The organism is Paenibacillus sp. Root444D2, assembly GCF_001426375.1.
In the GTDB taxonomy this organism is placed as follows: Bacteria; Bacillota; Bacilli; order Paenibacillales; family NBRC-103111; genus Paenibacillus_E.
In genome coordinates this window covers 1-26,019 of the sequence record NZ_LMEO01000009.1, presented here as the reverse complement: position 1 = coordinate 26,019, position 26,019 = coordinate 1, and the positions used below count along the sequence as shown (strand labels likewise).

General features: G+C 44.2%; 28 protein-coding genes. 10 read left to right on the top strand and 18 right to left on the bottom strand.

The features are described from left to right. Positions 1-168 precede the first annotated feature (168 nt). From ASD40_RS07370 to ASD40_RS07360, 3 genes are all read left to right on the top strand, one after another. Positions 169-1,275 carry a glycosyltransferase family 4 protein gene (locus ASD40_RS07370; RefSeq protein WP_057302674.1) on the top strand — a complete coding sequence of 369 codons (1,107 nt, stop codon included), beginning with the start codon at positions 169-171 and terminating at the stop codon, positions 1,273-1,275. Between the two features lie 10 nt (positions 1,276-1,285). Then, positions 1,286-2,053 (top strand): YheC/YheD family protein, encoded by a 768-nt coding sequence (locus ASD40_RS07365; protein WP_235549190.1) that lies wholly within the window; start codon positions 1,286-1,288, stop codon positions 2,051-2,053. Positions 2,054-2,357: 304 nt separating this feature from the next. Beyond that, a complete protein-coding gene (locus tag ASD40_RS07360) occupies positions 2,358-2,876 on the top strand; it encodes a C40 family peptidase (RefSeq protein WP_156389923.1) in 519 nt (172 codons plus the stop codon). Between the two features lie 137 nt (positions 2,877-3,013). Here ASD40_RS07360 and ASD40_RS07355 read toward each other — a convergent pair whose 3' ends face one another. From ASD40_RS07355 to ASD40_RS07330, 6 genes are all read right to left on the bottom strand, one after another. Further along, positions 3,014-3,973 (bottom strand): alkaline phosphatase family protein, encoded by a 960-nt coding sequence (locus ASD40_RS07355; RefSeq protein ID WP_162251208.1) that lies wholly within the window; start codon positions 3,971-3,973, stop codon positions 3,014-3,016. Positions 3,974-4,001: 28 nt separating this feature from the next. Further along, positions 4,002-4,253, bottom strand: a complete 252-nt coding sequence (locus ASD40_RS38485; protein WP_156389921.1) for a hypothetical protein — start codon at positions 4,251-4,253, stop codon at positions 4,002-4,004. Positions 4,254-4,516: 263 nt separating this feature from the next. After that, entirely contained in the window at positions 4,517-5,137 is a 621-nt protein-coding gene (locus ASD40_RS07345; protein ID WP_057302672.1) for an undecaprenyl-diphosphatase, read from the bottom strand. A 90-nt stretch (positions 5,138-5,227) separates the two neighbouring features. Next, the gene (locus tag ASD40_RS07340; RefSeq protein ID WP_156389920.1) at positions 5,228-6,685 is read right to left on the bottom strand and encodes a HAMP domain-containing sensor histidine kinase; all 1,458 of its coding nucleotides are present in this window, start codon (positions 6,683-6,685) and stop codon (positions 5,228-5,230) included. Next, complete coding sequence (locus ASD40_RS07335) at positions 6,643-7,317, bottom strand: response regulator transcription factor (protein WP_057302670.1); 675 nt, start codon at positions 7,315-7,317, stop codon at positions 6,643-6,645. Before ASD40_RS07335 ends, ASD40_RS07340 begins: the two co-directional genes overlap by 43 nt. Positions 7,318-7,455: 138 nt before the next feature. Beyond that, positions 7,456-8,511 carry a YheC/YheD family endospore coat-associated protein gene (locus ASD40_RS07330; protein ID WP_057302669.1) on the bottom strand — a complete coding sequence of 352 codons (1,056 nt, stop codon included), beginning with the start codon at positions 8,509-8,511 and terminating at the stop codon, positions 7,456-7,458. A gap of 166 nt (positions 8,512-8,677) precedes the next feature. Between ASD40_RS07330 and ASD40_RS07325 the strand changes: the two genes are divergently transcribed. Next, the gene (locus ASD40_RS07325; protein WP_057302668.1) at positions 8,678-9,778 is read left to right on the top strand and encodes a WD40/YVTN/BNR-like repeat-containing protein; all 1,101 of its coding nucleotides are present in this window, start codon (positions 8,678-8,680) and stop codon (positions 9,776-9,778) included. 1 nt (position 9,779) lies between these two features. Next, positions 9,780-10,055 carry a MoaD/ThiS family protein gene (locus ASD40_RS07320; protein WP_057302667.1) on the top strand — a complete coding sequence of 92 codons (276 nt, stop codon included), beginning with the start codon at positions 9,780-9,782 and terminating at the stop codon, positions 10,053-10,055. A gap of 24 nt (positions 10,056-10,079) precedes the next feature. Here ASD40_RS07320 and ASD40_RS07315 read toward each other — a convergent pair whose 3' ends face one another. Together ASD40_RS07315 and ASD40_RS07310 are read right to left on the bottom strand one after the other, a co-directional pair. Further along, entirely contained in the window at positions 10,080-10,577 is a 498-nt protein-coding gene (locus tag ASD40_RS07315) for a metallophosphoesterase family protein (protein WP_057302666.1), read from the bottom strand. Between the two features lie 42 nt (positions 10,578-10,619). Next, complete coding sequence (locus ASD40_RS07310) at positions 10,620-10,946, bottom strand: DUF1904 family protein (RefSeq protein ID WP_057302665.1); 327 nt, start codon at positions 10,944-10,946, stop codon at positions 10,620-10,622. A 161-nt stretch (positions 10,947-11,107) separates the two neighbouring features. Between ASD40_RS07310 and ASD40_RS07305 the strand changes: the two genes are divergently transcribed. Both ASD40_RS07305 and ASD40_RS07300 read left to right on the top strand, forming a co-directional pair. Further along, on the top strand, positions 11,108-12,409 hold the full coding sequence (locus ASD40_RS07305; RefSeq protein ID WP_268795877.1) for an AAA family ATPase: 1,302 nt from the start codon (positions 11,108-11,110) through the stop codon (positions 12,407-12,409). A 12-nt stretch (positions 12,410-12,421) separates the two neighbouring features. Continuing rightward, positions 12,422-14,131 (top strand): vWA domain-containing protein, encoded by a 1,710-nt coding sequence (locus tag ASD40_RS07300; RefSeq protein WP_057302664.1) that lies wholly within the window; start codon positions 12,422-12,424, stop codon positions 14,129-14,131. Between the two features lie 8 nt (positions 14,132-14,139). Here ASD40_RS07300 and ASD40_RS37085 read toward each other — a convergent pair whose 3' ends face one another. The 5 genes from ASD40_RS37085 to ASD40_RS07275 all read right to left on the bottom strand — a co-directional run bounded on the left by ASD40_RS37085 (position 14,140) and on the right by ASD40_RS07275 (position 17,348). Continuing rightward, positions 14,140-14,292 carry a hypothetical protein gene (locus ASD40_RS37085; protein WP_156389919.1) on the bottom strand — a complete coding sequence of 51 codons (153 nt, stop codon included), beginning with the start codon at positions 14,290-14,292 and terminating at the stop codon, positions 14,140-14,142. Between the two features lie 659 nt (positions 14,293-14,951). After that, positions 14,952-15,488, bottom strand: coding sequence for an MOSC domain-containing protein (locus ASD40_RS07290; RefSeq protein WP_057302662.1), 537 nt, complete (start codon positions 15,486-15,488; stop codon positions 14,952-14,954). Between the two features lie 45 nt (positions 15,489-15,533). Further along, positions 15,534-16,223: a PIG-L deacetylase family protein gene (locus ASD40_RS07285; RefSeq protein WP_057302661.1), complete on the bottom strand. Its 690-nt coding sequence runs from the start codon at positions 16,221-16,223 to the stop codon at positions 15,534-15,536. 20 nt (positions 16,224-16,243) lie between these two features. Then, a complete protein-coding gene (locus ASD40_RS07280) occupies positions 16,244-16,609 on the bottom strand; it encodes a His/Gly/Thr/Pro-type tRNA ligase C-terminal domain-containing protein (RefSeq protein WP_057302660.1) in 366 nt (121 codons plus the stop codon). A gap of 259 nt (positions 16,610-16,868) precedes the next feature. Continuing rightward, the gene (locus tag ASD40_RS07275) at positions 16,869-17,348 is read right to left on the bottom strand and encodes a glutathione peroxidase (protein WP_057302659.1); all 480 of its coding nucleotides are present in this window, start codon (positions 17,346-17,348) and stop codon (positions 16,869-16,871) included. Positions 17,349-17,528: 180 nt separating this feature from the next. On the opposite strand from ASD40_RS07275, the gene ASD40_RS07270 reads away from it, so the two are divergent. Continuing rightward, on the top strand, positions 17,529-19,691 hold the full coding sequence (locus tag ASD40_RS07270; RefSeq protein WP_057302658.1) for a HelD family protein: 2,163 nt from the start codon (positions 17,529-17,531) through the stop codon (positions 19,689-19,691). Between the two features lie 336 nt (positions 19,692-20,027). On the opposite strand, the gene ASD40_RS07265 is transcribed toward ASD40_RS07270, so the two are convergent. The 3 genes from ASD40_RS07265 to ASD40_RS07255 all read right to left on the bottom strand — a co-directional run bounded on the left by ASD40_RS07265 (position 20,028) and on the right by ASD40_RS07255 (position 22,656). Next, positions 20,028-20,870: a DegV family protein gene (locus ASD40_RS07265; protein WP_057302657.1), complete on the bottom strand. Its 843-nt coding sequence runs from the start codon at positions 20,868-20,870 to the stop codon at positions 20,028-20,030. Positions 20,871-20,886: 16 nt separating this feature from the next. Beyond that, positions 20,887-21,735, bottom strand: coding sequence for a DegV family protein (locus ASD40_RS07260; RefSeq protein ID WP_057302656.1), 849 nt, complete (start codon positions 21,733-21,735; stop codon positions 20,887-20,889). 150 nt (positions 21,736-21,885) lie between these two features. Beyond that, positions 21,886-22,656 carry an SDR family NAD(P)-dependent oxidoreductase gene (locus tag ASD40_RS07255; RefSeq protein WP_057302655.1) on the bottom strand — a complete coding sequence of 257 codons (771 nt, stop codon included), beginning with the start codon at positions 22,654-22,656 and terminating at the stop codon, positions 21,886-21,888. 59 nt (positions 22,657-22,715) lie between these two features. On the opposite strand from ASD40_RS07255, the gene trhA reads away from it, so the two are divergent. Continuing rightward, positions 22,716-23,348 (top strand): PAQR family membrane homeostasis protein TrhA, encoded by a 633-nt coding sequence (gene trhA / locus ASD40_RS07250; RefSeq protein ID WP_057302654.1) that lies wholly within the window; start codon positions 22,716-22,718, stop codon positions 23,346-23,348. Here the strand turns inward: trhA and ASD40_RS07245 are convergent, their stop codons facing one another. Together ASD40_RS07245 and ASD40_RS07240 are read right to left on the bottom strand one after the other, a co-directional pair. Beyond that, entirely contained in the window at positions 23,349-24,002 is a 654-nt protein-coding gene (locus ASD40_RS07245; protein WP_057302653.1) for a GDSL-type esterase/lipase family protein, read from the bottom strand. Between the two features lie 93 nt (positions 24,003-24,095). Then, positions 24,096-24,380 carry a hypothetical protein gene (locus ASD40_RS07240; RefSeq protein ID WP_057302652.1) on the bottom strand — a complete coding sequence of 95 codons (285 nt, stop codon included), beginning with the start codon at positions 24,378-24,380 and terminating at the stop codon, positions 24,096-24,098. Positions 24,381-24,545: 165 nt separating this feature from the next. On the opposite strand from ASD40_RS07240, the gene ASD40_RS07235 reads away from it, so the two are divergent. Continuing rightward, positions 24,546-25,712 (top strand): M20 family metallopeptidase, encoded by a 1,167-nt coding sequence (locus ASD40_RS07235; protein WP_057302651.1) that lies wholly within the window; start codon positions 24,546-24,548, stop codon positions 25,710-25,712. Positions 25,713-26,019: the final 307 nt, after the last annotated feature.

Below are 26,019 nucleotides of genomic sequence, written 5' to 3'. Positions count from 1 at the left end.
AGATCAGAATCTGTCGCCTCAGTGTATCCCACTTTATAAATGGCTGCAATATGGTAATGATCGAAAAATTTTATTTTTAGCAAGTAGACTTTACTCCAAGTCCCTTTACTTCCTTTGAATATGATAACTGGAAACATCAAATGAAGCCAAGAGGTGAAAGTTCTTATTATGCATATTCTGATTATTGCTCCTGAACAAATTCCCGTCCCTCCTCCCGTCGGAGGCTCTGTGGAGCATTGTATATACCAAATCGCCAAAAAAATATCCTCCAAGCATAAAGTTACCATAATAAGTCGGCTGCGTTCTAACTACCCAAAGACAAGTAGATTAGGTCATATTACGATTCTTCGAGTCCCAGGTGCCAATAAACAAGCTTATTTATCTAATGTACTTAAGACTGTCAAAGGCCATCATTATGATAGGATTCAAATCGATAATCGCCCTAGATTTGTGCGTTCGGTGCGAAAAGTATTCCCACATACGCCAATCTCTGTTTTTTTGCATTCAAAGACATTTATATCCCCGCCAATGACATCCAAAAAGCAAGCTGCAAGGGATCTCAGCGGGGCTAATCGCATTATTGGCAACAGCCTTTCGCTGCAAAATCACCTGAAACGAACCTTTCCAAAAATCAGCCATAAGGTTCGTTACGTTCATCTAGGCGTTGATCTCACTCAATTCCGTCCTCGTAAAAAGAAAGAACATTCAAATGACGGTCGCCGTCCATTTGTCATTCTATTTGCAGGTAGGTTGATTCCGAAAAAAGGAATCCCCGTACTAATGAAAGCTACAAAGATCGTTATGAAATCCATCCCTTCAGTAAGGCTTAAAATTGCTGGCGGAACCGGAAAGCCAAGCTACAAGAAATACTTGAAGCATCTAGCTTCCTCACTCCGAATCCCAGTAACGTTCAAGGGTTATGTTTCACGCAGTCAAATGCCTCGTTTCTATCAGTCCGGGGATTGTTTCGTTTGCCCGTCTCAAGGTCATGAAGCGTTTGGTTTAGTGAATGTGGAAGCGATGGCATCCGGCATTCCAGCGATCGCCTCCAGAAATGGCGGGATTCCTGAAATTATTCGACATAAGCATAACGGACTTTTAGTGGCGAAGTATCGAAGCCCGAAGGCTTTTGCCAAAGAAATTATTAAACTAGCCAAAGACCCTTCTAAGGCCAGAAGACTGGCCAAGCAAGCCCGACTAGATGTAACGAGAAAATTCAGTTGGCGAGCCACAGCAAGCAAATTAGAAAAGATTTATACGAAAAATTCCACGTAGAGGTGCTGTTATGTCCATGAATCGAGCTAGAACAGTAAGCAGCAAATGGGTCAAGACGAAAGTTCTTTTATTAAACAAAGAACTTCGCAAATTTGTTCCGGAAACAAGAATCTATAGTCAAAAGAACCTGCTTGAAATGCTAAATAAACATAAAATGGTTTATGTCAAACCACTCAATGGCTCTTCTGGGCATGGTGTTATTCGTGTAGAGAAAAATGAGACTTATCGATTTCAGTCCGGCAAAAGAGCTAAATCCTTTCGAACTTTTTTAGGTTTATTCGGTGCCCTAAACAAAGCCAAGTTAGCTAGATCCTATTTGATTCAGCAAGGCATTCATCTCTTAACCCATCAAAAGAGAATATTCGACATACGTATAATGGTACAAAAAAGCCCTAAGAAAACTTGGGAAACTACTGGTTATATTGGTCGAGTTGCTCATCCACAAAAAATAGTAACGAACTTTCATAATAGCGGCAAACCGCTTCCATTAGAATTATTACTTGCTACTTACTTAAAGAATCCGAAAAAAGATTATTATATCAAAAGCTTGCGACATCTAGGATATCAAATAGCAACGCATTACCAGAAGGTTTATCCGAGATTTAAAGAAATTGGTGTTGATATCGGTATTGATAAAAAGTTAAAACCATGGGTCATAGAAGTAAACACAGCACCTGACCCCTTTATATTTAACCAATTAAAAGATAAAAAAATGTTCTTCAAAGTACTCCATTATTCGAGAGTAAACGGCCGATTCTTACCCAAAAAACGTAAGTAATCATTTCCTATGCTTAGTAAAAACCTCCAATCCCACTTGAAATGGGACTGGAGGTTTATTTGCTTTATGAGGTTAATCGGCGTTAGCGAACCATCTGCCGTTCTCAGAAGTGGAACAGACCTTTGTTTTTTTCTTGTCAAGGTTTTTGGCCTCATTGGATTCTCATGGTTTTCTAATAAACCTCGTTTAAGCCTGATTTGACCTAGTGTTCCCCTATTGTTGGTAATCTATAGGTCATTCTGGATGTGTTAAGGTTATCCCAGGTGGAAGCCTAAAACACGATCCTGAAGGAGGACATCCAATCATGAACAACATGAAAAAGAACCGCCTAAGTAAATCGCTATTAGGAATTACACTTAGTGTGTCCTTATTTGCATCAGCTAATCTAATAACAGCCCCTCAATCCGCACATGCTGCAAGCGCAGCTTCTATAACAGCAGCTTCAACATCGATGCCGGGAAAAGCAAATCGTATTATCTCAACCGGTAAGAAATACCTTGGCGTGAGGTACAAGTTCGGATCGCAGAAAAGCAGTGCAAGTTCTTTTGACTGCTCGTCTTTTACGCAATATGTATATGGCAAGAATGGGATCAATTTGCCTCGTTCCTCCAAACAGCAATCACAGGTAGGTACATTTGTGCCTAGGAATCAGCTGCAACCTGGAGACCTTGTCTTCTTCTATTCACCTATTCATCACGTAGGTATCTATATGGGTAATGGTAAGATTCTTCATACGTACGGCAATCCTGGCGTAACGATTTCAGATATGAATTCCGGTTGGTGGAGCAGAAATTACAAAACGGCTCGCCGCGTGATTAACTAAGCCGGATATTCACAAAAAACTCCTTCCAGATATCCATCTGAAGGAGTTTTTTTATTCATTAAATGACTTTATTCTCTTCATGATCTACCTTTTTCCGGGAATGATAAGAATATGGTGAGTTATTTGTGTTTTTATCTTTACTTCCAAATACCTTGAATAGCAGGAACTTCATTTGTACTGCCCAAATAAGGCAATTTATACATCTCTTCTAACGTACGTAATACATTCAAATGCGTAATATGCTGATCATATTTAGCTGCTTTGACCATTGGTCCTATAAAGATTGTTGGGATATGATTGTCTTTGGAATTATCATCTTCGTCCCACGTAAGAACGAGCAAGCTGTTATGGCTTTGAGCCCAGGTTACATAGGGACCTATGTGTTTTTTAAGCCAATCATCTGCGGCAAGGATTGTCCCGTCATGCATGTCATTATCCAGATTAGGGATGACGAAAGATACCGTTGGCAGTTTGCTAAAGTCTTTTGGAAATTGGTTAAAAGGTTGATTGCTCTCTTTGGCAACATTGGAGAAACTCACCCATGGACTGTGTTTGCGGCCATATTGATGATTCGTACAAACGGTTGAACCTATCGCAGGTAAATCCTCCGAGTAGCCTGCAAACGAATAGCCTGCCTTCACCAGTTCGCTAGCCAAATTAGCCGTCTTAAATTCATGACCGCAAGAATCATTTTTAACACCTTGATCGGAGCCTGAGAATAAGACGAAATAATTAGGCTGACTGGGATGTGCCACGGCATATGAATGTGTGAAGAACGCTCCTTGCCCAGCCAAAGCATTGATATAAGGGGCTGAAGCATTGCCAATCAATTTCTCATAGGAATGATTCTCTTCTACCACTATAACAACATGGTCGGGTTTACCGCCTTCGAAAATTGCCGGGTTAGGCGTTTTCGCCGGACTTGAAGCCGTGGTCAACGGACTTGGTGAAGGTAATATGGTAGGGGTTGGCGAAGCAGCGGGTGTTGCTATTTGAGTTTGTGGTTGGATTGATGTCGCTACATGACCTTGATCCGGATTGGAACAAGCTGTAACCATTAGTACAAGAATGGATACTGCCAAGAATGTTTTTTTCAATGGATGTCCTCCCGTCATTCCCCGCTTATCAAAGGTATGCATGAATTAAAAATAAAACAGCAAAGATTAGTCCTAATCGCAAATGCCATTTCCGATCAAGTCCTCGAGATCGAAATACCCCTGCAATCGGTACAGGCAACAAGGCAAGTCCTGCTAGAAGTCCACTTATATTGGCAAAGTCTAGCTTGATACCATATAGAATAGCACCCACGATATGCAGAACAATGACGCCGATGGCAAGAATGGCGATAGGTGTATGGAATTTCCGAGTTATTCTCAAAAGGGTAATAACACTCCTTTTCAGTATAAGCCATTGTTCCACCCATCGTCTCTGTATTATTATTTTGAGCACATAGTACGCCAAAACGGCAAATAATAAAAAACTTGCTTGGGATCCATAATTTTTATATAAACCTTTGAAAGAGCGATCATGCCATTGTATAGATGGTACATGGAACATTGTCCATGTGCCATATATGACGATTAGCAGTGTAATTCCAAGACTAAGAATCACCCATTTACGGTCTTTCGCCCAGAATGTATTCATAATTCGTTTACTGAAGATTGCGGCGATACGTTCCTTCGCCAAATCTTGGACTCGACAGCTTCATAACAATGGATGCATTTATTCAACCATGTCAGTGCCAACGACGAACGCTTAAATAACTGATGGATGAGAACCGCGGCAGCTATTCCAATCACAGCGCCTCCTATAACATCAGAAGGATAATGAATCCCTGTCCAAATTCTTGAGAAAGCAATACCAGCTGCTAATACAAGCCATAACTTCCCTTCTTTTCTCCGGTGAATCCAAATGGATGTGGCTATAACGAAAGCGCCGATGGCATGGTCACTTGGAAAAGAGGCATTGGCCGGATGAGCGATCAGTTGAATGACATTATGTGTGACAAACGGGCGATCCCGATAAAAGAAATGCGCAAGTATTCCGCTGAAAGCTACTGCCACACATGCGGACAGAAGTGATTCAGCAATCATTCTACGCTTGAGATCATGCCTCGTAAACCAATAAATCACAATTCCGATGTAAAACACGTACTCCGCATAAGAAGCTAACAAACGCATAATCGGGTTTAGAGCGGGTATCGTATTCCCTAATTGATTAATGAGTTGAAACCAATGATAATCCAACTGTGTAAAGCTCATCTTCATCATCCTTTATTTATACTGAATGCTCTAACGAAAGCATTTGCATTGACTTTACATGATAAAGATGAGAACGACATGAGAAATGTACTATTTAATAATTTGATTTATTGGTAATGTAATTAAGACTATGGTACCTTCGTTTTCCTTGCTTCGGATGGTTATTTCCCCTTGATACTTGTGAACGAATTGCTTGGCAATAGACAATCCTAGCCCGGTACCCGCTATCTCACGATTTCTTGCTTTATCAACACGATAGAACCGATCAAATACATAGGGTAATTCGGCTTGCGGAATCCCTATTCCATGATCTTCGATAGTAATATGCACTTGATTTATCAATCGAAGTCCCTCAATAACGATCCGTCTATCTTGAGTGGAGTATTTAACCGAGTTATCCAGAACGATTAGGAGAATTTGCTCCAGGTGCAGCGGGCTTATGGATACCAAAGCATCACTCATTTTCTCCGTATTCACTTGAAATTCAAAATCTGGATTAAGGACCTCAAATCTTTTTAGCGTTTCTAAGATTACGGGTTCTATTGGAATAGGCTCACTAATTTCAGAATCGAGGTGAGTTTCTACTCTCGTTAGGGTCAGAAGTTCTTCGACGATCCCTTTCAAGCGTCTAGTCTCTTGGAGGGAAGCTTGCAAAGATTCATTTAAGACTTCTGGATCTGATTTACCCCAGCGATTTAAGAGGGACAAGTGACCTTCCAATATCGTTATGGGTGTCCGCAGCTCATGAGAGGCATCCTCAACAAATTGCTTTTGTTGGCGAAAGGAGACTTCCAACTGATTCATCAATTCATTAAATAATTGTGCTAAACTGGATAATTCATCTCCATTTTCTATGTTACTAACCCGCTCTGTCAGCCCATTCTCCTTTACACTTCGAATGGTTGCTGCCAATGCCCGAATAGGGCGCATCAATTGCTTCGCAATCGCTAAGCCGCTAATTGCACTTATAAAAACAGCCAACACCCCGCCGATCAGCATCACCCAGAATAACGTCTTACTAAAATGATCGAACGTTTCTAGATTACTTGCGAACTCTAAAGTTCCAACAAACTTTGCCGTTATAAATGGGCTCCTATAAATGAGAATGTGATCTTCTTGGCGGATGGTATCCAAAAGTTCAGGCGCTGTCACAGTCCTAGGTGTAACCCAACTTTCATCAAAATGATTGGATACGGTCAGGAGTGGCTCTCCATTATTCCCAATAATACGTACTAATTGGTTTTTTCCAATCATTTTTTCTATGTAGGGTCGAGCTTCCGTTATCAACAAGGCATCCATTGTATTTGATTTTTCAAGTAAATAGTCTTGAAGCTGCGTCATACTAACTTGAATTTTGTCTTTTTCTTGATTCATCATCCACTGTTTGAGAACAAGATATTGGGAGAAATTATAAGTTGCAAATAAAAGGAAGATGAGTGCAGTTGCTCCTAACATGAGCTTCCATTTGATGGGGAGTTGTCGAATTAAACGAGATAATCGTTCCATCATCGCATCACGTATCCGATTCCCCGAACCGTTTGAATACAACTATTCTCTCCCGCTTGATCTAGCTTGTTCCTCAAATACCTGACATAAACATCGACAACATTCGTCTCCACTAACGAATCATACCCCCATACATGATCCAAAAGCATATCGCGCGTCAGCACGAGATTAAGGTTTTTCATGAACATCACCAATAGATCGAACTCACGCTTAGTAAGCTCAATGATTTGATTGTCTTTATAAACCATACGAGCATCCATATCGACGTGAATATTTTGAAATGAAAGCATAGCATGCGGGTCGTTTCCCTCGAGTTCGATACGACGGAAAATAGACCTTATCCTAGCCAATAATTCCTCAATCGCAAAGGGTTTGGGCATATAATCATCGGCGCCGCTATCTAAGCCTGATACACGATCAACAACGCTATCTCTGGCTGTCAACATGAGGATTGGAGTCTTCTTCGCTGCACGAATACGGCGGCAAACCTCAATTCCGTTCAGCTCTGGCAGCATAATATCTAACAATATCAAATCCCAATGATCTTGAAGGGCTAATTCTAATCCTGTTTTCCCATCGTAAGCTGTATGTACTTCGAATGATTCGTGCTCCAGTTCCAATTGAATAAAACGAATTAGGTTTTTTTCGTCTTCTATGAGCAATACCCGTTTCATGAATATCTCCCTTGTCTCGTTAATCCAATAAGTATAGGCTATGTGAATGAGAAAATAATGAGAATTTTCGCTGTAATCCGTCTCTGCCTAGTTTCTATTTCAAAAGCCCCAGAATACTGGGGCAAATTAACCATTCAGTTACGTTGATTGATGTAAGAGAAACTTTGCGTATCGCATTGGTGTTTCATATGTGCGATAAAAAGTCGTTTCTAAGCCTGCTTTTTTAAAGGTATAGCGTTGGTCTCTGCCGTTTACTTCGATCAATTTGATGCGGCCCCCCTGATCAACGCCCACATCTAATCCGATATCAGCCATATGAGGCAATTTAACGCCAATATATTGGGCAATTGCCAGAGATACTTGCTGTAATTCTTGCTTCATTTGGTCGGAATCAAAACTACTGGACTCAAACAGCTGCTCGCACCGTTTAACTTTCCCTCCCTTTGCCACATTAGTCACATGACGGCCGGAGGCTGCGACTTTCCCAATCATTCCGGTAACTTGCCACTGCCCACTGCTTCCACGCTGTACCGATACACGAAGATCATAAGGCCTTTCTTTGTAAGTTGCTAATTGGATTGCTTCCTGAATCATGTAGTTTTGTTTACCCACTACCTTCCCAATGAATGAAATGGCTTTCTTCTTGGAAACAAGCTTTGGTTTCCTTTTCATCCAGTACAAAGTCCAATCCCCACTCTCCTGCTTGGATATTTTAATAATCCCGTCACCTACACTGCTGTTTGTCGGCTTGATGAAAAGTGAGGCGTACTTCTTCATGGAGTCTTCTAATTTTTCCCGCGAATATTTAATAGAATCAGGAAGATACTTACGCAGCGAATGATTGGAGTTTAAGAGTTGATGTATGCGATATTTGTCATATCGATTTTGTCTGTTGAACACGATGCTCGATTGCGAAAGCTCTTTTAATTTTTTTCTTAAATAAGGAGATAAGCAAATGGCTCGGTTATGTGTCACACGAGGAATAGATCGCCTAACGAGCCTGTACGCATTATTCTCATAGTAATAACCCAAAACAGATTTACCTTTTACATGCTGTAAACACATATAAAAAGGCCTTATTCCATGCATCTTTCCTGCTTTGTTATACAGGGCTAAGCGTTCATTTCCTGTTCTTCCTCTTGCAATACCCAAATAAGTTTCCAAGTCCAATAGGACACCTACCGTAGTACGCATCGAATCACCACCATTCGAATAATAGAACTATGACAGTGTATGTCCCTCTTACTCTTGCAAACACGGTGAACACCTAAGCAAAGGAAGGAAATGACACAATTTAAGAGAAGGAATTTTTTGCCATCTGTCGAAATTATCTTAGGAGTAAGATTAAAGGAGGGCACGTATGTCAAAGCGCGTTCAACTGCTCGTCGGCACCAATAAAGGCATTTTCATTTATTCCTCAACGACTGAAAGACGGAACTGGTCCATGCAAGGACCTTTTTTACCAGGATGGGAAGCTTATAGTGTTCTTGGAGATACACGAACAGCAAGTACGTTGTATGCGGGAACCTCTCATGCCGCTTATGGTGCGACCATACGAGTGTCCAGCAATGGCGGTGAAACGTGGGAACAGATTGCGGATAGTCCGAGGTACACCGAGGAGAGCGGTTTTTCACTAAACCGTATTTGGCAGTTGGTACCAGGTCTTTCATCTCAGCCCGGAACTCTTTTTGCGGGTGTCGAAGAAGCGGGATTATTCGTTAGCCGCGACAACGGTCAGACGTGGCAAGAGTTAGATGGTTTAACGAAGCACCCCACACGTCCAGAGTGGTTTCCCGGAGCCGGCGGTATGTGCTTGCATACCATTCTCATCGATCCAAGGAACTCGCAGCGCATGTGGATCGGAATATCTGCGGTTGGTGTCTTCCGTACACTTGACGGGGGGATTAGCTGGAAGCCCTGCAATAACGGCTTGAACCGGATACCAACAGGTCAACCTGATGAGCGTGTCGGATACTGTGTGCATAAGATGGTGCTCGACCCGGAAAACTCCGATGTTCTCTATATGCAGGAGCATAGCGGGGTGTTCAAATCCATTGATGGCGGTGACAGCTGGCATCCTATCGAGGAAGGCCTCACATTACGCGAAGGCGATGCCCCGTTTGGTTTCCCGATTAGTATTTCACCAACAGGTGATTTATTTCTTATCCCGCTGGAAAGCAGCGAACAACGATCTATGCGTGACGGCAAGTTAATTGTTTACAGAATGGCACGCGGTGAACATACCTGGAAGCCTATTGGGGATGTTCTCCCAGAAGAAGAACGACATGTCAGTGTACTGCGAGATGCGATGGCTGTGGACTCACTTGAGCCTTATGGACTTTATTTTGGAACAACATCAGGTGAAATTTACTGTTCATTAGATCGCGGAGAAAGCTGGGAACGTCTTCCAGGACAATTATCACGAATCCTAACTGTGAAGCCAATGATTTTGGAGGACTAGCATGCTTATTACCGTCAGCGTCCCCTCCTTGCTGCGTGATTGCACAGGGGGAAACGTTAAATTTCAATTGGATGCGCTTACGTTACAGGATGCACTAGATCAACTTATATCGAGCTATCCCCTGCTGCGCGTTCATCTTTGGACCGAAACCGGACAAGTCCGAAAGCATGTCCTGCTCTATTACAATGACACGAATATCGCATGGCTGGATGACTTAAATATCACGCTGCAGCAAGGGGATCAGCTTATCGTTTTCCAGGCTGTCTCCGGCGGATAGAGCAGATGTACGCAATGTCAGATGCTAAGCCTTACTATCGTAAAAGAAATGCTTCGCATGAATGCTATCACCGATCTCGATGATACCGTAGGAGTATTGCGGCTGCCTTCTTTTATCCGTAGGCGAGCCTGGATTAAACATGAGAATGCCATTAATCGTTTGCTGGTATGGAACATGGGAATGTCCGAAGATGACGATATCCGGCCGCTCGGCCTGGAACGCTTCTCGGGCTCTTTCCTCTGTCGTTTTACGAAAGCCGTCTCCATGGATAAGACCTATTCGATAGTCGCCGAGTGTCAGTATTTTCCTCAAGCCAAATCGTTCTATGATGTCAGATCCGTCATTGTTACCTGCCACAGATTCGCAAGGTGCGATTCGCTCAACCAAGTCAACAACGTGCTCACTCACCCAGTCTCCGGCATGAATAATAAGATCAACACCTTGTAAACCTGCAATTAACGCATCTGGCAGTTTCTGAACCCGAGGTGATAAATGAGTATCCGAGATCACACCAATCCGCATATGGACCACTCCTTCATTTAATCTATTAGCCATGATATTCGTTCAAATTAACTTCCCATTCCAATAATAGCTGTCCTCCCGGTATACTCGAAAAGCGATCTCCACCTCAGGAATGCCCAGCGAAAGAACGTGTTTGGTCAGTACGCTAGCATACTGGTCACGCGTTTCCTGCCCTCTCTCGAACCAACCTACTTCAATAAAAGGGTATGTATGGACTTGCTTTCCTTCAAATATAGAAACTGTGGGAAGACATTCCAGCATAAAATTGTCCGTTCCGCACGAGCATACTTGAGCTAGTTCTTCAATTAACGCCGTACTAATGGATTGAATTTGAGGAACACTAATTCCTCTAACGATCATTTGTGGCATGGATAACGCTCCTTTGTATTTTCTTAGAAGACTGATAACTGCAGGCTCAGATAAAAGTAGTGTAGATACTACAGGTCTTATTGTAGCATATTCGATGTTTACCGGGCAGTTTGATACAATATAAACATACGAGCTTTGATTACGCCAAGGGGGACAACAATGTGAAAGAACCCATCGTCATACAGAACAAATTAAGAGAAGCTATGGGTCATCTCGAAAAACGGTTCATGGAACGGGAAGAGCTCATCCGTGTCTTACTACTCGCTATCATGAGTGGCGAACATGTCTTATTGGTTGGACCTCCCGGTTCAGCCAAATCTCAATTAGCACGCGCTGCCGCCGAATTATTCGGTAATGAACCTTATTATGATTACTTATTAACCCGATTCACAACACCTGACGAATTATTCGGGCCTGTTTCCTTACAAAAGCTTAAAAATGATGAGTATGTAAGGCTCACAGACGGCTACTTACCAAGTGCCCGCTTCGCCTTTCTCGATGAAATATTCAAAGCGAACAGCGCCATACTTAATGCGCTTCTTTCTGTCTTGAATGAACGTGTCTTCTTCAATGGACGGCAAAAGCAGCAATCTCCCCTTCTATTCTTAATGGCAGCATCGAATGAATTGCCTGAAGATAACGAACAATTAGCAGCGCTGTACGACCGTTTCCTGTTCCGTTTTGAAGTCGAATATGTCAAGCAAATATCCAGCTTTGAACTCATGTTTCAGGCACCAACCACACCTCTCCCTGCCCTTCTATCAACGGAATTGGTGAAACAGTTGAAGTCTCAAGCGGCCGAGGTTCAATTGCCAGATGCGCTGGTTTACATGCTTTTTCAATTGAAGACAGCTCTTGAAGAGAAAGAATACGTGCTTTCGGATCGACGCTACCACAAGATTGGCCATTCGTGGAAGATTTCAGCAGCTATCCATGGGCGCAGCGCTGTCAATGTGTGGGATACCGTACTAACCCCGCATATGCTGTGGGATTTCCCTGAAGATTTGGCAGAGCTCAAAGCCATTTTCGACTCCTTATTCCAGGACATGCTCAAACGAGAAATGGAACAAGAACTCCCGCTGCTTCAATATAACTTGACGGTTAAGAAATGGTTGGAGAAAGAAGATGAATTACATGCCTTCCAATTTAAAAAAGAAATCGGCGGCGCTTTAAATAAGGATGCTTCCGAGCGATTGAAAGTAACTTTGGAAGATTGTCGCACTGAGCTGGAAGAAACAGCCAGAAGCTTACGCGGCAGACTTGTCTCCTGGCAGGAGAAAGAAAAGAAATTACCGGAATGGATTGCTTCTCAATCTATTTTTCTGCAGCATCCCGAGCAGTATGCCGTTAAATTCACGCACTTACGCATTCAGGGCGAGCGCATATTACAATCGATCCAAGGCTTATATCGCACATTGTTTGACCGGGAAATCCCGGGAATTATATACGACTATACGTTATAAGAGGTTACCTATATGATCATACGCTGCACTCGGGTTGACAGGTATGTGTTCGAGGGCTACGTACACTCATCGCGCGTCGCACAAGAATGGATGCGCGAGGCCGTAAGGCAAGCCCCTTGGTTTACGCTTGAACTTTTTGCAGATTTCTTTATGTGCTTCTATTTAACGAAGCCTGATGTGGACGGCACCGTAGAGGAAACCCCCTTCCACCGCTGGATGGTCTTAACGCTGCGCAAGCAGTACTTCTATGTGTCCATACATCCTCGAACAATTGGACAAGTAAATGCTTCTTTCAAAACAGCGCTTAAGGCGCTGATGTGGCTTACCGAGTCCTATGAAAAAGAAGTCAAACGCAGACAAAAGGAACAACAAATGAGCGGCTTCGGCTTCGAGAAGAAGCAACAGATGAGCGGGCAAGAGGAAAAGAGCGTCAGTGAGCGTCTCTCCGAGAAGCAAATCGAGAAGCTGCGGCTCGTTGGGTATACACTGCAGCAAGGGAAACGCGCCGTCGAAGACAAGCAGGAAGCCGTCGATTCGAGGCCGCTCATCGCCGAGGAGATACGCGCGCTGAAGCAGCGCATCACGGAGCTGCAAAGCGAGATGCGCACCGAGTTCATGAAGCGCGATAAGCTGAAGGCGAAGCTGCGCAAGGCGGAAGAGGAACTCGAGCGCCGCGAGCGGCAGCTGGACCGCATGAGCGCGCGCGACATCGCGGCCATGAAGGAGATCGAGGCCGAGCTTGGCGACTGGCTCGGTCAGGCTTTAAAGGAGACGCTGTCCCTCGAAGAGACGGACAGCTTCAATGTGCACGAGCTCGTGCAAGCGAGTCAGCGGCTAGCGAACCGGCGCTGGGGCAGCGAGCTGGGGAAATTGCGGCGGCAGACGTTCGAGCGCTACGTGCAGTGGATTGAGAAACTGAAGCGCAGCAAGGATCTGGTGTCTTTCCTGCAGGAGGTGGGACGGAACATCCATCACCTTCGGGTGCAGCGGAAGAAGCTGCGCTCGCCTTACGTTCCGGAAGCCTACGATGATTTGCGCCAGTCTGGCGACATCGCGCATCTGCTTCCGAGCGAAGCCAGCCTGCTCGCTGATGAAGATTTCGAGCCTTATTTTCTCGTCAAATGGATGGAAAATAAGCTCATGACCTACAACTACACCGGCTCAGTTGAAGAGCCGCAGAAAGGTCCTGTTATCTGCATGCTCGATACCTCCCACTCGATGCGAGGCAGCAAGCTGCGGCTTGCGCAGCTGTTTACGGCGACCTTTGCCTCCTTCTCCCTCCTCGAGCGGCGGGACTTCGTCCTGCTCTTGTTCGGGGCGAAGGGCGAGCTCATCGAGCATGTACTATCTTATAAGCGGCCGGATTGGGACCGCTTCTATGGTCTGGCTCAGCTCGCTTTCGGTGGCGGCACGAACTTCGACGCGCCGCTGAGCAGAGGCATGGACATCGTACAGCACGAGCGGCAGTTTCACGATGCCGACTTCGTGATGGTCACCGATGGTGTCGGCCAAATCTCCAAAGCAACGCTGCAAAAGCTTGGCGCTCTTGGTCAGAAGAAGCAGCTGCGGCTGCATTCGCTCATTATCGGCTCCGCCCGCCAACATCTCGTTCAGAAGTACGAAATTGTCGGCGTTTCTCACCAAGTTAGATTCGCGACAGCCTGGGATGTTCAAGATCCAGTGAAGGATGAACTTCTTCTGGATGTGTTTGCTAAGCGATAGTGAGAGCTTTAAAATAGCGAAAAAGCCTTCAATCCCTTGGGAATTGAAGGCTTTTTCTTACTTGTCTCAGTTACTTCCTTTTGAACCAGTAAAAGCGCGGCGGGGGGAGCTGGGTGCTGGTTTTCAACTGATTCATATACTAGAATAGCTATCACTTTCATAATACCCCCACCCTGAACCTTCATGAGCGGAACGCCAATGCCTTATTTTGCTCGAAAGTCGCTATTTTGCTTTGGAAACGGAACGTCAATCACTTATTTCCCTACAAATGCCGTATTTTTGGACAAGAACTGCAAAATAACGAATCCTTATTCCCTTTAAACGAATATAGGCGTATATTTGAGACAAATAGCGCATTCTAGTTCCTTTAGCTGGTTCCTTTCACTAGTTCCTCACCACTTCTTATCGCTGCCTCCCAGTCCTTATAGGCGCATCCAATCAATCCGCTCCCACATAAAAAAAACCATGAAATCTTCAATGAAGATCATCATGGTTTTTGTCATTTTCTATGTATTCAAGCTCTCATAAGTTCTTTTATCGTTTTCAAAGATACACCCGTTTGGTGGTAAACCTCAATAAGTGTGGCACGCGGATGAGCCCGAACGAAATCCTTCACTTTGTGGGACTCTTTTATTTGAAGCTGGGAGCAAGATTTACAATGCTTTTCAAATTTCGAAATATAAACTTGTCCGCATGTTTCACAGTTGCAAAGTGACATTTCTCTACACCTTCCTGATCCAATTCTCTATGATAAATCTCTCTAATATAGATTTCGAGAAGAGGCGCACACTTCTGGGGGTACCTTATGAAATAAATGCAATTAAATTTGAATCTCGACCAAGTCACCTGGTTTTAGTTCACCTGGGCGTTCCACGTAAGCGACAATCCCTCTACTTTGCCCAGCATGTTTGATAAATTGTTGCGTTAGACTTCTGTCTCCGTAGTAATTGGCAATTTGCTTACCAGGACCTGCACAAGGCTCGTTCTCACCTTCGCACACAAGTCCGCCGCCACTTGGCAGGATCATTCGGATTCCCATAGGAAGCTTGGTTAATTCAGGAGCACCGCTCACAACAATATTTGCACCCAACCACTCAGGTTTAATTGTTTCCACACCCAGTCGCTGCGCAATGCCTTGCAGTTCCTCAACAGATACAATACTGAGTTGACGACGATTCATTATCTCTTGGCCTCTTTTGTACATGGGCTGCCGCGAGTCCGCTTTGGCGAATAAACCGAAGTGACGATCGCCTTCAATGCCCCCAAAACTTAGTTCGACACCGTCGATTTCTCTCGTTACAAACGTTGAAGCGTCATCCGCGATAAGTACAGCTTCAATTTTGGCTATAATTGCCATGAAGTCGTTCACCTGCCTTGTCCCCTATTATACCACTTACTTTCCCTATTCTTCCAGTACCTTCGTTAAGTCCTGCTCTGGCCATATCGTTCCATCCTGCCAACCGAGCACAAAAGCTTCCCATCGACGATTTTCCGGAAAAACATCAAGTTCACCGAAATGTTTGGAAATTGTTACATGCTGAGTTGCATGAGCCCGCAAGGCTGCTGCCTTGATCGGCCAACCAGCTTCTGTATCTACTACTATCGAAGGCTTGTGACCTTTTGCTAGTAATGAAGCTGCTGCTGCATAATATAACTTGCGTACACTCGGACATTTCCCACTTAATACTGCCGCCGTTGTCGCCTTGGAAATGGTGATATGATCAGGGTGACCATTGCCCCCATCCTCTGGAAAAGTGAATAGTACCTCAACCTCGTACCGCTGAATAAAAGCGATAACACCTGCAACTAGTGCATCGAAATTAATCTCTGCGAGCTGACCATCTGGCCAACCTAAGTGCTCCACGTGTGATAAGCCCAGTATTTTGGCGGCTTCCTCCATCTCTTTCTCTCGCAGTTTAGCCAGTTCTGATCGATCTTTTGCCCGCTCTAGCCCTTGTCTTCCCGCATCACCTCGTGTTGCCAACAACAAAACAGGATTTTCCCCTTGATCGGCAAGCTTGCGAATGATGCACGCACTAAGAAACGTCTCATCATCCGGATGTGCAAATATAAATCCATATCGGTGCTTCATCTCTTCACTCCACTCTCTTTTTATGTAAAATCTGCTGGCGGATAAATCTTTTCGATGCAATAAATCGCTTGATCCATCGGCATCACTTTCTCATGTAGATCCTGCATATCCATTAACTTCACTTGGTCAGTCGAGCTGTCTTCCAAGCCTATGCAGATAATAAAACGAATTCCAAGCTTTGTCGCAGCAGTTAGCTGCTTATCCAAATCTAACTTCTCATCAACGATCATAATACCTATACCAGCTAGTTTCAGCTCATTTTTCATTCGACCTGCAGCTTCAGAAGCTATAGGGTCAAGAAGGATGACCATAGCTTGCTCTTCTTGCTGCTTTCCATACGAATCTTCTGAACTCCAACCTACATTTGATCCTTCCACGTTTTGCATACCATCCACCCTTTCCATTCTTAACGAGATAAAAAAACGCGCCGGACCTATGGTCCTGCGCGAATTGCTATCCCGCAGGGAGGCCAACGCGAAATGCGTTAGCCCACCCTGATATGTACAGGTGTGTGCTAACGCCTATAAAAATAATGAATTTGTACGAACCAAGCTGTGTTTTTCATATGATTCGTCTCCTTCAACTTCATGATTATTATGATTATAGCGAGCCTCTATCGTAGATGCAACAGCTTTTTTATTTATTCTATGCTAAAATTGCTTCAATATCCGGAGCGATAGTCGCTGGATCCGTACTAGCGCTGTACTGTTTAACAACAATACCGCTGGCATTAACTAGGAATTTCACGAAATTCCATTCGATTTCTCCTGTCCGATAGGTTTCAGGTGTATGAGTTAACAAGTAAGTATATAAGGGATGAGCATTTTCACCCTTCACATCGATTTTATCAAATAACGGGAATGTCACGTTGTAGTTGAGCTCACAGAAGCTTTGGATTTCTTCATTCGTGCCTGGCTCTTGACCGCCAAATTGATTACAAGGGAATCCCAGAACTACCAATCCTTTATCTTGGTACTGCTCATATAAGCTTTGGAGCCCTTTATAATGCGGTGTAAGCCCGCATGCACTTGCTGTATTTACAATGAGCAGCACTTTTCCTTTATATTCGGATAGTGACCTCGTTTCGCCTGAGATCGTTTTAACCTCGATATTGTAGATGGACATACCTCCACGCTCCTTTTAAATTATAATAAGTTCCTTCCTGTCCATTATAACATTCTTTCTTAGGAGAGCCCAAATCATAAGCTTGACTGTTTCGCTTCCCATATACTGACAGGTGTGATATATTGTTTACCTGTTTATTTCATAAAATAAACAACATCTGATCTTAGGAGGTAACTGATCTTGGACACAAAGACTCAAAGTGCCTATCAAGAAGAATTACAACAACTTGAACGAACGAATGCCGAAATTGACAAACAGCTTGAGCGGCTTAGGTCGACTCCTGTTTATTATGGACCGGATTTAACGGAGCAAGCGTTGGAGGCAGCACGCGAGAATGGTCGACACAATTTAGCTAAAGCCGTCGATGAACCGTATTTCGGCCGCCTTGACTTCCAAGAGACGGGAACGGCTTCCGCCCTTCCGCTTTATATTGGCAAATCAGGTGTCGAGGACGAGCGAACAGGCCAATTGCTTGTCATTGACTGGCGGGCACCAGTCGCTAGCCTTTTCTATTCATTCACGGGTGGACTGGACGCAGCTTCTTATGATTCACCGGACGGCCTTATCGATGGCCTCGTATATCTCAAACGAAACCTCGTTGTCCGTAAACAAATTCTCCAGCGTGTCGTTGATACCTATGACCGCAATGCAGACTCTCTTGCCGTAGGCGATGAGTTCTTACTCTACCGACTTGGCGAAAATAAAGACAATAAGCTGCGCGACATTGTATCTACAATCCAGGCTGAGCAAGACCGCATTATCCGCGCAGCGAAAAATACCGCACTGATTATCCAAGGGGTCGCAGGAAGTGGTAAAACAACTGTCGCCCTGCATCGACTTGCTTTCTTACTCTATCAATACCGTGAACAGGTTCGTGCAGAACGGATGATTATTTTTGCACCAAACTCCATGTTTCTCGACTACATATCCGGCGTACTGCCTGAACTTGGAGTCGGAAATATCCAGCAAAGCACTTTCACAGATTGGGCAATCGATGTGCTCGACCAAGAAGTGAAGCTAGCGGATCAATCACTAGTTCTTCAAACCTGGTTCTCGCTCGGCAGCAAAAGACCGCCGGTAGATGATCAAGCACCGGGACGATTTAAAGGATCCATTGCTTTCAAACAATACCTAGATCTCTGTCTCACAAGGTTCGAGGAGTCTTATGTACCTACTTCCGATTTCATCCCGTGGGAGGGTATCAAGCTTCCAATTGCAACCATTCGCGAATGGTTTTTCGTTGAGAATAAGCATTATCCGCTTGTCAAAAGGCGCGAGCGTGTCATTGCTCGGATCAAACGCTGGATGGAAATTCAGCTCGACAAGATTTGGGAGCAAAGTCGGAAGAAAGAGCTGAAAAAGAAAGCTTCTCAGCGCCTGCGCACGTATCTGACAGGATGGCCTGATCACTCGGCATTCAGCTTCTACAAAATGCTCTTCTCAGACAAAGGTCGCCCAGACAGCTTGCCCATTGACCTGCTCAGCCAAATACCAGAACCTATTGTCACCGCTTCGCTGAAGCTTTTCAAGAAAAAAGAAGTGCAGCTCGAGGATCTCGCTCCACTCCTTTATATTCATACACGCCTTTTCGGCATTCCCTCAGATCGGTTATTCGACCATGTGGTGATCGATGAGGCGCAGGACTTCTCGCCTTTCCAGGTAGCTGTGCTTGATTCTTATACAAGGAATAGTTCGTTCACGATACTAGGCGATTTATCACAGGGAATTCACGCTTATCAAGGCATCACAGACTGGAAGGAATTTTCCAGCTTGTTTGAAGTAGAAGAGACTGGTTATTTCGAACTTGAACGCAGTTATCGTTCCACGATGGAAATCATCTTGTTTGCCAATCAGGTCTTAAAACGAGGCGTCGAGAATCCGCTCCTTGCTGTTCCAGTGTTCCGCAGCGGCAACAAAGTCCGTGTTCTACAGACGGATATCAAAGGCCGATTGCCGCTGCTGCAGCGTGCCATCGCAACCTTGAAACAAGGGAGCTCGAGTACAATCGCTGTTGTTGCCCGTACGGAGAAGCAAGCACAAGAGCTTCATGATGCGTTGACTGAAGCTGGCATCGAAACGAATCTCATAACCTCCAAGCAGCGGGTATACCGCGGTGGCATCTCAGTCCTTCCCGTCTTTTTGACCAAGGGACTTGAATTTGATGCTGTGCTGCTCATGGATGTTACTGCCGGGCATTACGAAGCCACTTTTATGGATGCCAAGCTTTTGTATGTAGGCTGTACGCGCGCGCTTCATGAATTATGGCTGATGGCCCCAGGCGAGCTGTCCCCTCTTGTCTCGACGGAAGATACGGAGATAGTTGAAACCCATTATCCTGAATAATTTCAAGAAGTGTTGTAGTTTGTACAACATTTTCCAAGATTTACTCCGTTATCTCTGAGAAAGTTGCAGAAAACACAACATTTTATCACCAAAATAGCCATTTGGCATGAAATTCGAATAAATTGTTGTACAGCTTACAACATCTTCACGTCGGTAAAAGAAATCGAGATAAATTGTTGCACGCTATACAACTTTACAGATGAAATTAATTCCGTGGCTCCCCGTGAGGGGCAAGGTTGGCCAACAATAATGTAAAATTCATAGTTTGTACAATGAATAAAGACACCTACTTCACCGATCATTAGGATCGAGTAAATAGGTGTCTTTTCTCCATTTTTAATAAGCGATCAATACGCCGCCTTCACCAGCGTAGGTACCAATAACCGTTCCCATGTTAGAGAACAGTACTTTACGGAAAGGATATTTCTCAAGCAGTTGGTTCAAGACTTCACGCGCTCTATCCTCACAATTGCAATGCGCGACAGCAATCACATCTTTATCGAAATCGTGGTGAGCTTCCCCAATTTTGGTGATCAATCGTTTCAAAGCTTGCTGGGTACCACGGATTTTCTCAATCACTTCTATGGTACCTTCTTCACTGCCTTTCATTAAAAGCTTTATATTCAGCACAGACGCAACAGCTCCGCGCACTCGGTCGAGTCTGCCACCTTTTATTACATTTTCTAATGTGTCTAGAAAGAAAAAAGTGCCTGAAGTCGTTACGGATTGACCTATTTCTTCTACTATTTGTTCAAATGGAACATTCGCTTCTGCCATTTTGGCTGCCTTATAGACGAGAACGCCAAGTCCAAGTGAAGTTGTTTTCGAATCAATAACCTCGATACGACCCGTATAACCTTCTTCGAGAAGCATCTCTTTAGCCATGACTGCATGATGGTAAGTACTGCTAAGAGCCGATGAAAGACTGATCACAAGAATATCTTGATCTACTTGGGCTTTCTGATACTCAGCGAGGAATAGCTGCGGAGCCGGACTTGACGTCTTCGGCAGGACGCTCTCCTTTTTCATTCTCGCATAAAAATCAGCTAGCACCATGTCAGGTGGCATGCATTCCTCTCCAAAATGTACGGATAATGGAACAATCGCAATCCCTATCTCGTCTACAATCATTTCGGGGAGGTCGCAACTGCTATCTGTGATAATCTTGATTGTCGTCATGGTGTCCACTCATTTCTTATTTTTTGGCGAAAACAATACCTAATGTATGCGGTCCGCAGTGGCTGGCAACAACGCAGCCCGTTTCAGTTATATGAACTTGTTTCACATTCGTTTGTTGTTCAATTTGTTGTTTGATGTAAGCGGCTTCTTCTGCTGCCGAAGAGTGAGTGATAAACAGGATTTCCGTGTCCATGTCATCCTTTTGCGCTAAAGCATTTTCCAGAAGCTGATGGAGTGCTTTTTCCCGTTTACCTCTTACCTTATCCGTCGATATCATAGCCCCGTCAATGACTTTAACGATCGGTCTAATTTTCAACAGACTCCCTATAAAATGCTGAACACTTGAACATCTTCCGCCTTTATGCAAATATTCCAATGTGTCAATGATGAATTCAACTTCCATTCGGGTGATTAAAGGTTCAATCAATGATTTTATTTCAGCGCTGCTCCGACCATCTATTGCCGCTTGCGCAGCTTTTAAAACTAGTAGACCTATTCCTGTTGATAGATTTCTAGAATCAATGACCGTTACCCTGCCTTCTGGAAAACTCGCAGCTGCAATAGTAGCATTCTGAAGCGTTGATGAAAGCTCAGAAGAAAGACCAATAAAGACAATGTCTTCTCCTCTTTGAATAATGGGTTCAAACGCTCGTTCGAAATCAATAGGAGATGGAGCCGCAGTCTTGGGCAGCTTGCCGGTTTGGTCAACTAATTCATATAGTCTATCAGGTTTTATCGTAATGCCATCTTTGTAGGAATTATCCTCAAAAATGACATAAAGAGGCACCACCTCTATTTGAAAGCGTCGATAAAGTTCTTCGCTTAAGTCACTTGTACTATCTGTAAATATGCGAACCCGGGACATTGCGGTCATACCACCTTATCTATGCTGTCTATCTATTAATCTATCTATGCTGTCTATCTATCTTGAACCCGCAACAACTCTATTAAGATTGTGTAAAGTATAATTGAACAAGTCGGAAAGCTCAATCCTACAAAATAAAGCAGCTCCAATTTAGAAGCCGTAAATGGTCATCCCACCATCAACGAACAGGGTCTGACCTGTTACATAATTCGCCGCATCTGAAGCGAGAAAAACAGCGGGCCCTACCAACTCCTCAAGCTCACCCACGCGCCCTAAAGGCGTACCCGCAATAATTTCGGCTAGGTAATCCGGATTAGCAAGTATTTTCTCTGTCAATGGTGTTTTGAAATACCATGGTCCAATACTATTCACATTGATCCCATATTTACCCCATTCAAGTGCTAGCACCTTCGTCATTTGGATCATCGCAGCTTTGGTTGCTGCGTATACAACACCTGTTCGAAGGGCAACCTGTCCTGCAACAGAAGCGATGTTGATAATTCTTCCATAATCCTTTTGCTGCATGTGACGACCTACGATTTGAGAGCACAAGAAAGCAGATTTAAGATTCGTCTGCATGATCGTGTCCCATTCCTCATCCGTAACAGCCAGCGCTTGACTGCGAATATTCATGCCCGCATTGTTCACTAGAATATCCAGTCGACCCGTATGTTCAATGATTTGTTGGACAGCTTCCTCGATCTGTTCTCTATTCGTGACATCAACCGTAAACGGGTATGCCTTTCGTCCCAAGGCACGAATTTCATGAGCTACTTCCTCAATATCACTCGCTGTACGCGCAAAAAGAGCTACGTCTGCCCCCGCCTCAGCAATGCCTATCGCTAGCGCTCTGCCAATGCCTCTTCCTGCTCCTGTGACTAAAGCTATTTTATTTATTAATTGAAATGAAGGTAAAAACATCTTTTCATCGTCCAATCTATAAGGTAGTAGGATATTTAAGAGCGAAAGAAGGGTTATCTATGGACTATTCCGTTCGGGAAGAGAAGGCCAACGCCATCAGCCACGGCGTAGGCGTGTTGTTAAGCATCGCAGCGCTTGTCCTGCTCATCGTGCAGGCTTCCTTACATGGCACGATATGGCACATTGTAAGCTTCAGCATTTTTGGTGCAGCTTTAGTCATACTTTATACCTGCTCCACGCTGCTTCATAGTGTGAGCCATCCTCGATTGAAGGATGTGTTTGAGCTTCTCGATCATTCCGCCATTTATTTGTTAATTGCAGGCAGCTATACACCTTATTTACTCGTCACATTGCGAGGACCATTGGGCTGGACCTTCTTGGGTGTGATTTGGGGCTTAGCGCTTGCCGGGATTGTCTTGAAAGTTTTCTACGTGAAACGATTCGTCTTGGTTTCAACTCTTTGTTATATACTCATGGGTTGGCTGATCGTTTTCGCCTTTAAACCATTGTACTTAAACCTGCCATTTGGCGGTATCGTGTGGCTTGTCGTAGGCGGACTGTTCTATACGTTTGGTTCCATCTTTTATGTATGGCGGCGCATCCCTTATCACCATGCCATATGGCATGTTTTCGTGCTTGCTGGTAGCGCCTGTCATTTCTTCTCCATTTTCTGGTATGTCATACCCGCTTAATTATTGGATCAATTGCTGGAGGTGTTGGAGAGAAACCGCATTCTCCACTTGACGCGCCAGTTCTTCATAACCAATTTCATTTGGATGAATGGCGTCTTCTGATAAATAACGGCTATCTTGCCCTACGAAAGCATCATACACTTGAACCACAAGAATATGTGGTTGCTCTAATTTGCGAAGAAATAAATTAAAGCGCTGTACCCAATATGCGGCATCCGGCACCTGCGGCAGAGGATTGTAGAGCCCGACTAAAACGATTAAGTAAGGCTCCTCAACCCCTTGCCGCAGCGCCTCAATTTCACCGATCAATTTCTTATAGTTGGATTCATACGTTTGAAGAGCAGATTTTAAGTAAGCAGGATCTCCTTGATAAAAGAAAGGAATTGCTGCCTGGATTAAGTCATTGCCACCAGCTGTGATCGTGATGAGATTCGCTTCTCTTATATCCCTTTGGATCTGCGGATCTAACTCAAGTGTTTGAAGCAATTGACTAGTTGTAGCACCATTCTTGCCTGCAGGCTTTAAGTGAATAGGAACCTTCAGCAATTGCTCCAACTTTTGCCGATAGATAGATACGAATCCGTGACCTTCCGGAGCTCCAAAACCAACTGTTAGTGAATCTCCAAATGCCAAATAATTGATCGTCTTTTCCATTGCTATCCTCTCCCTAAAGCCTGACGTATAATACTATATGCGCCAGCGCCCAGTTTGGGAAGGGACACTCTTACCAGTTCTTTCGTCGTTTTTTTATACGTTTACATACTGCTTCACATAATTTTCGATTTGTGCCTTTTCCGAAAACGTAAATTGGAATTCACAATCACAGCCCTCGTCGTGAAGAACAATTTGAACAATTTCTCCATCTAGATTACAGATAACTAGGATAGAGGGATCGATTAAATCCTCCGGAAACTCCTCGCCAACCTCTTTATGAATACCTAAGAAAATGTCGCGCCATTGCCCTCTTACCTCTGATTCTGTGAAAGATAATGTAAATCGGTGTTCTTCATGTTCGGCTCCATATTTCATCATGTGAGAGTCCCCCTAATATTTCGCAGAAAAATTTTTTTCGTAAGATTACGTTTGTTAACTCTTTTGTGTTCGTTAATTGTAACCCAGTGCGCTCTAAAGTGGTAGTTCGCCTTCCTTTATACTACAATGGAGCTAAGAACCATTCAACAAAGGAGCCTTCCATTTATGAAAACAACGATTACGCAAACCATTGAAAGCCATGTGGACAGATTCAAAGCCATATCCAGCTTTATAGGGGCAAACCCGGAGCTAGGGCATGAAGAATTTCAAGCTTCTGATCGCTTAACTGAGGAATTGGCCTATCATGGCTTCCATGTTGAACGCGGTGTATTAGATATTGCAACCTCTTTTATTGCTACATATGATTCTGGTAAAGCCGGCCCTGTCGTGGCCTTCTTAGCTGAATATGACGCATTGCCCGACCTGGGTCACGCTTGCGGTCACCATCTTATCTGCATGATGAGTATTGGCGCAGCCATAGGTCTTAAGTCGGTCATCGACGAAACAGGAGGCAGTATCCGTGTATATGGCACACCTGCCGAAGAAACCAAGGGCGCCAAAGTGCCAATGGCCGCGGCTGGACTATTCAAAGATGTGGATATTGCGCTGATGGCTCACCCGTACTATACATATGAGAAGTCAGGCGAATCACTAGCTATGGATGCTATTCAGTACGAATTCTTTGGTCGTTCCGCTCATGCAGCTGCACAACCTTATGAAGGCGTCAATGCGCTTGATGCTGTGCTTCAGCTTTTCAATTCCATAAATGCGCTGCGCCAACAAACCAAGTCAGATGCTCGTATTCACGGCATCATCAGCGAAGGCGGCAAAGCTCCAAATATTATCCCTGACTATGCCGTCGCTCAGTTCTATGTCCGTTCAGCTTCACGCACGTATACGAACGAGCTCGTCCAGAAAGTCCTTCACTGTGCTGAGGGCGCTGCCCTGCAAACTGGCTGCACGTTAAAAACTTCCTTTTACGAGTATTCGTATGACGAACTTCGAACCAATGAGACACTATCAGCCGTCTTTACTGATCAGTTATTAACAATGGGAATTGATCCGAAAGAGATCGAAGTTGGCAAGGATCACGGTTCCCTCGACCTAGGCAACGTGTCTACCCAATGCCCGACGATTCACCCATTCGTCAAAGTTGTAGACGAGAGACATATGCTCCATACCAAGGAGTTCCGTGATCTCGCGCTGCAGGAACCCGCTCTTAATGCCATGATTTTCACAGCTAAGCTGCTGGCTTTCACAGCATACGAAGTACTCACTAGCCCAGAGCTGTTAAGTAAAATCAAAACAGAGTTTGCTGCGGCGAAGAAATGACGCCCATACGAAAGACCAGCCGCATGAAACAGAGCTCCTGCTCTGTTTCATGCGGCTGTTTTATTTGAGGCTTATTTGATTCCTTGAAGTATGATGTTGTAAAAAGTGCAACAATTACTGCTCATATCCTGTCTCTCTCGCCTCATTGTTGTATAATGTACAACTTTTATGACCTAACATGGCTCATTTTGCTTCAAATGAACCAAAATTCGGTCTAACCCCCTAATACTGGACACTAGTCGACTAAAGCAACAGATTACTTATTAAATTGCGAGTTTAAACGGCTTTACTTCATTTTTCTTTAACT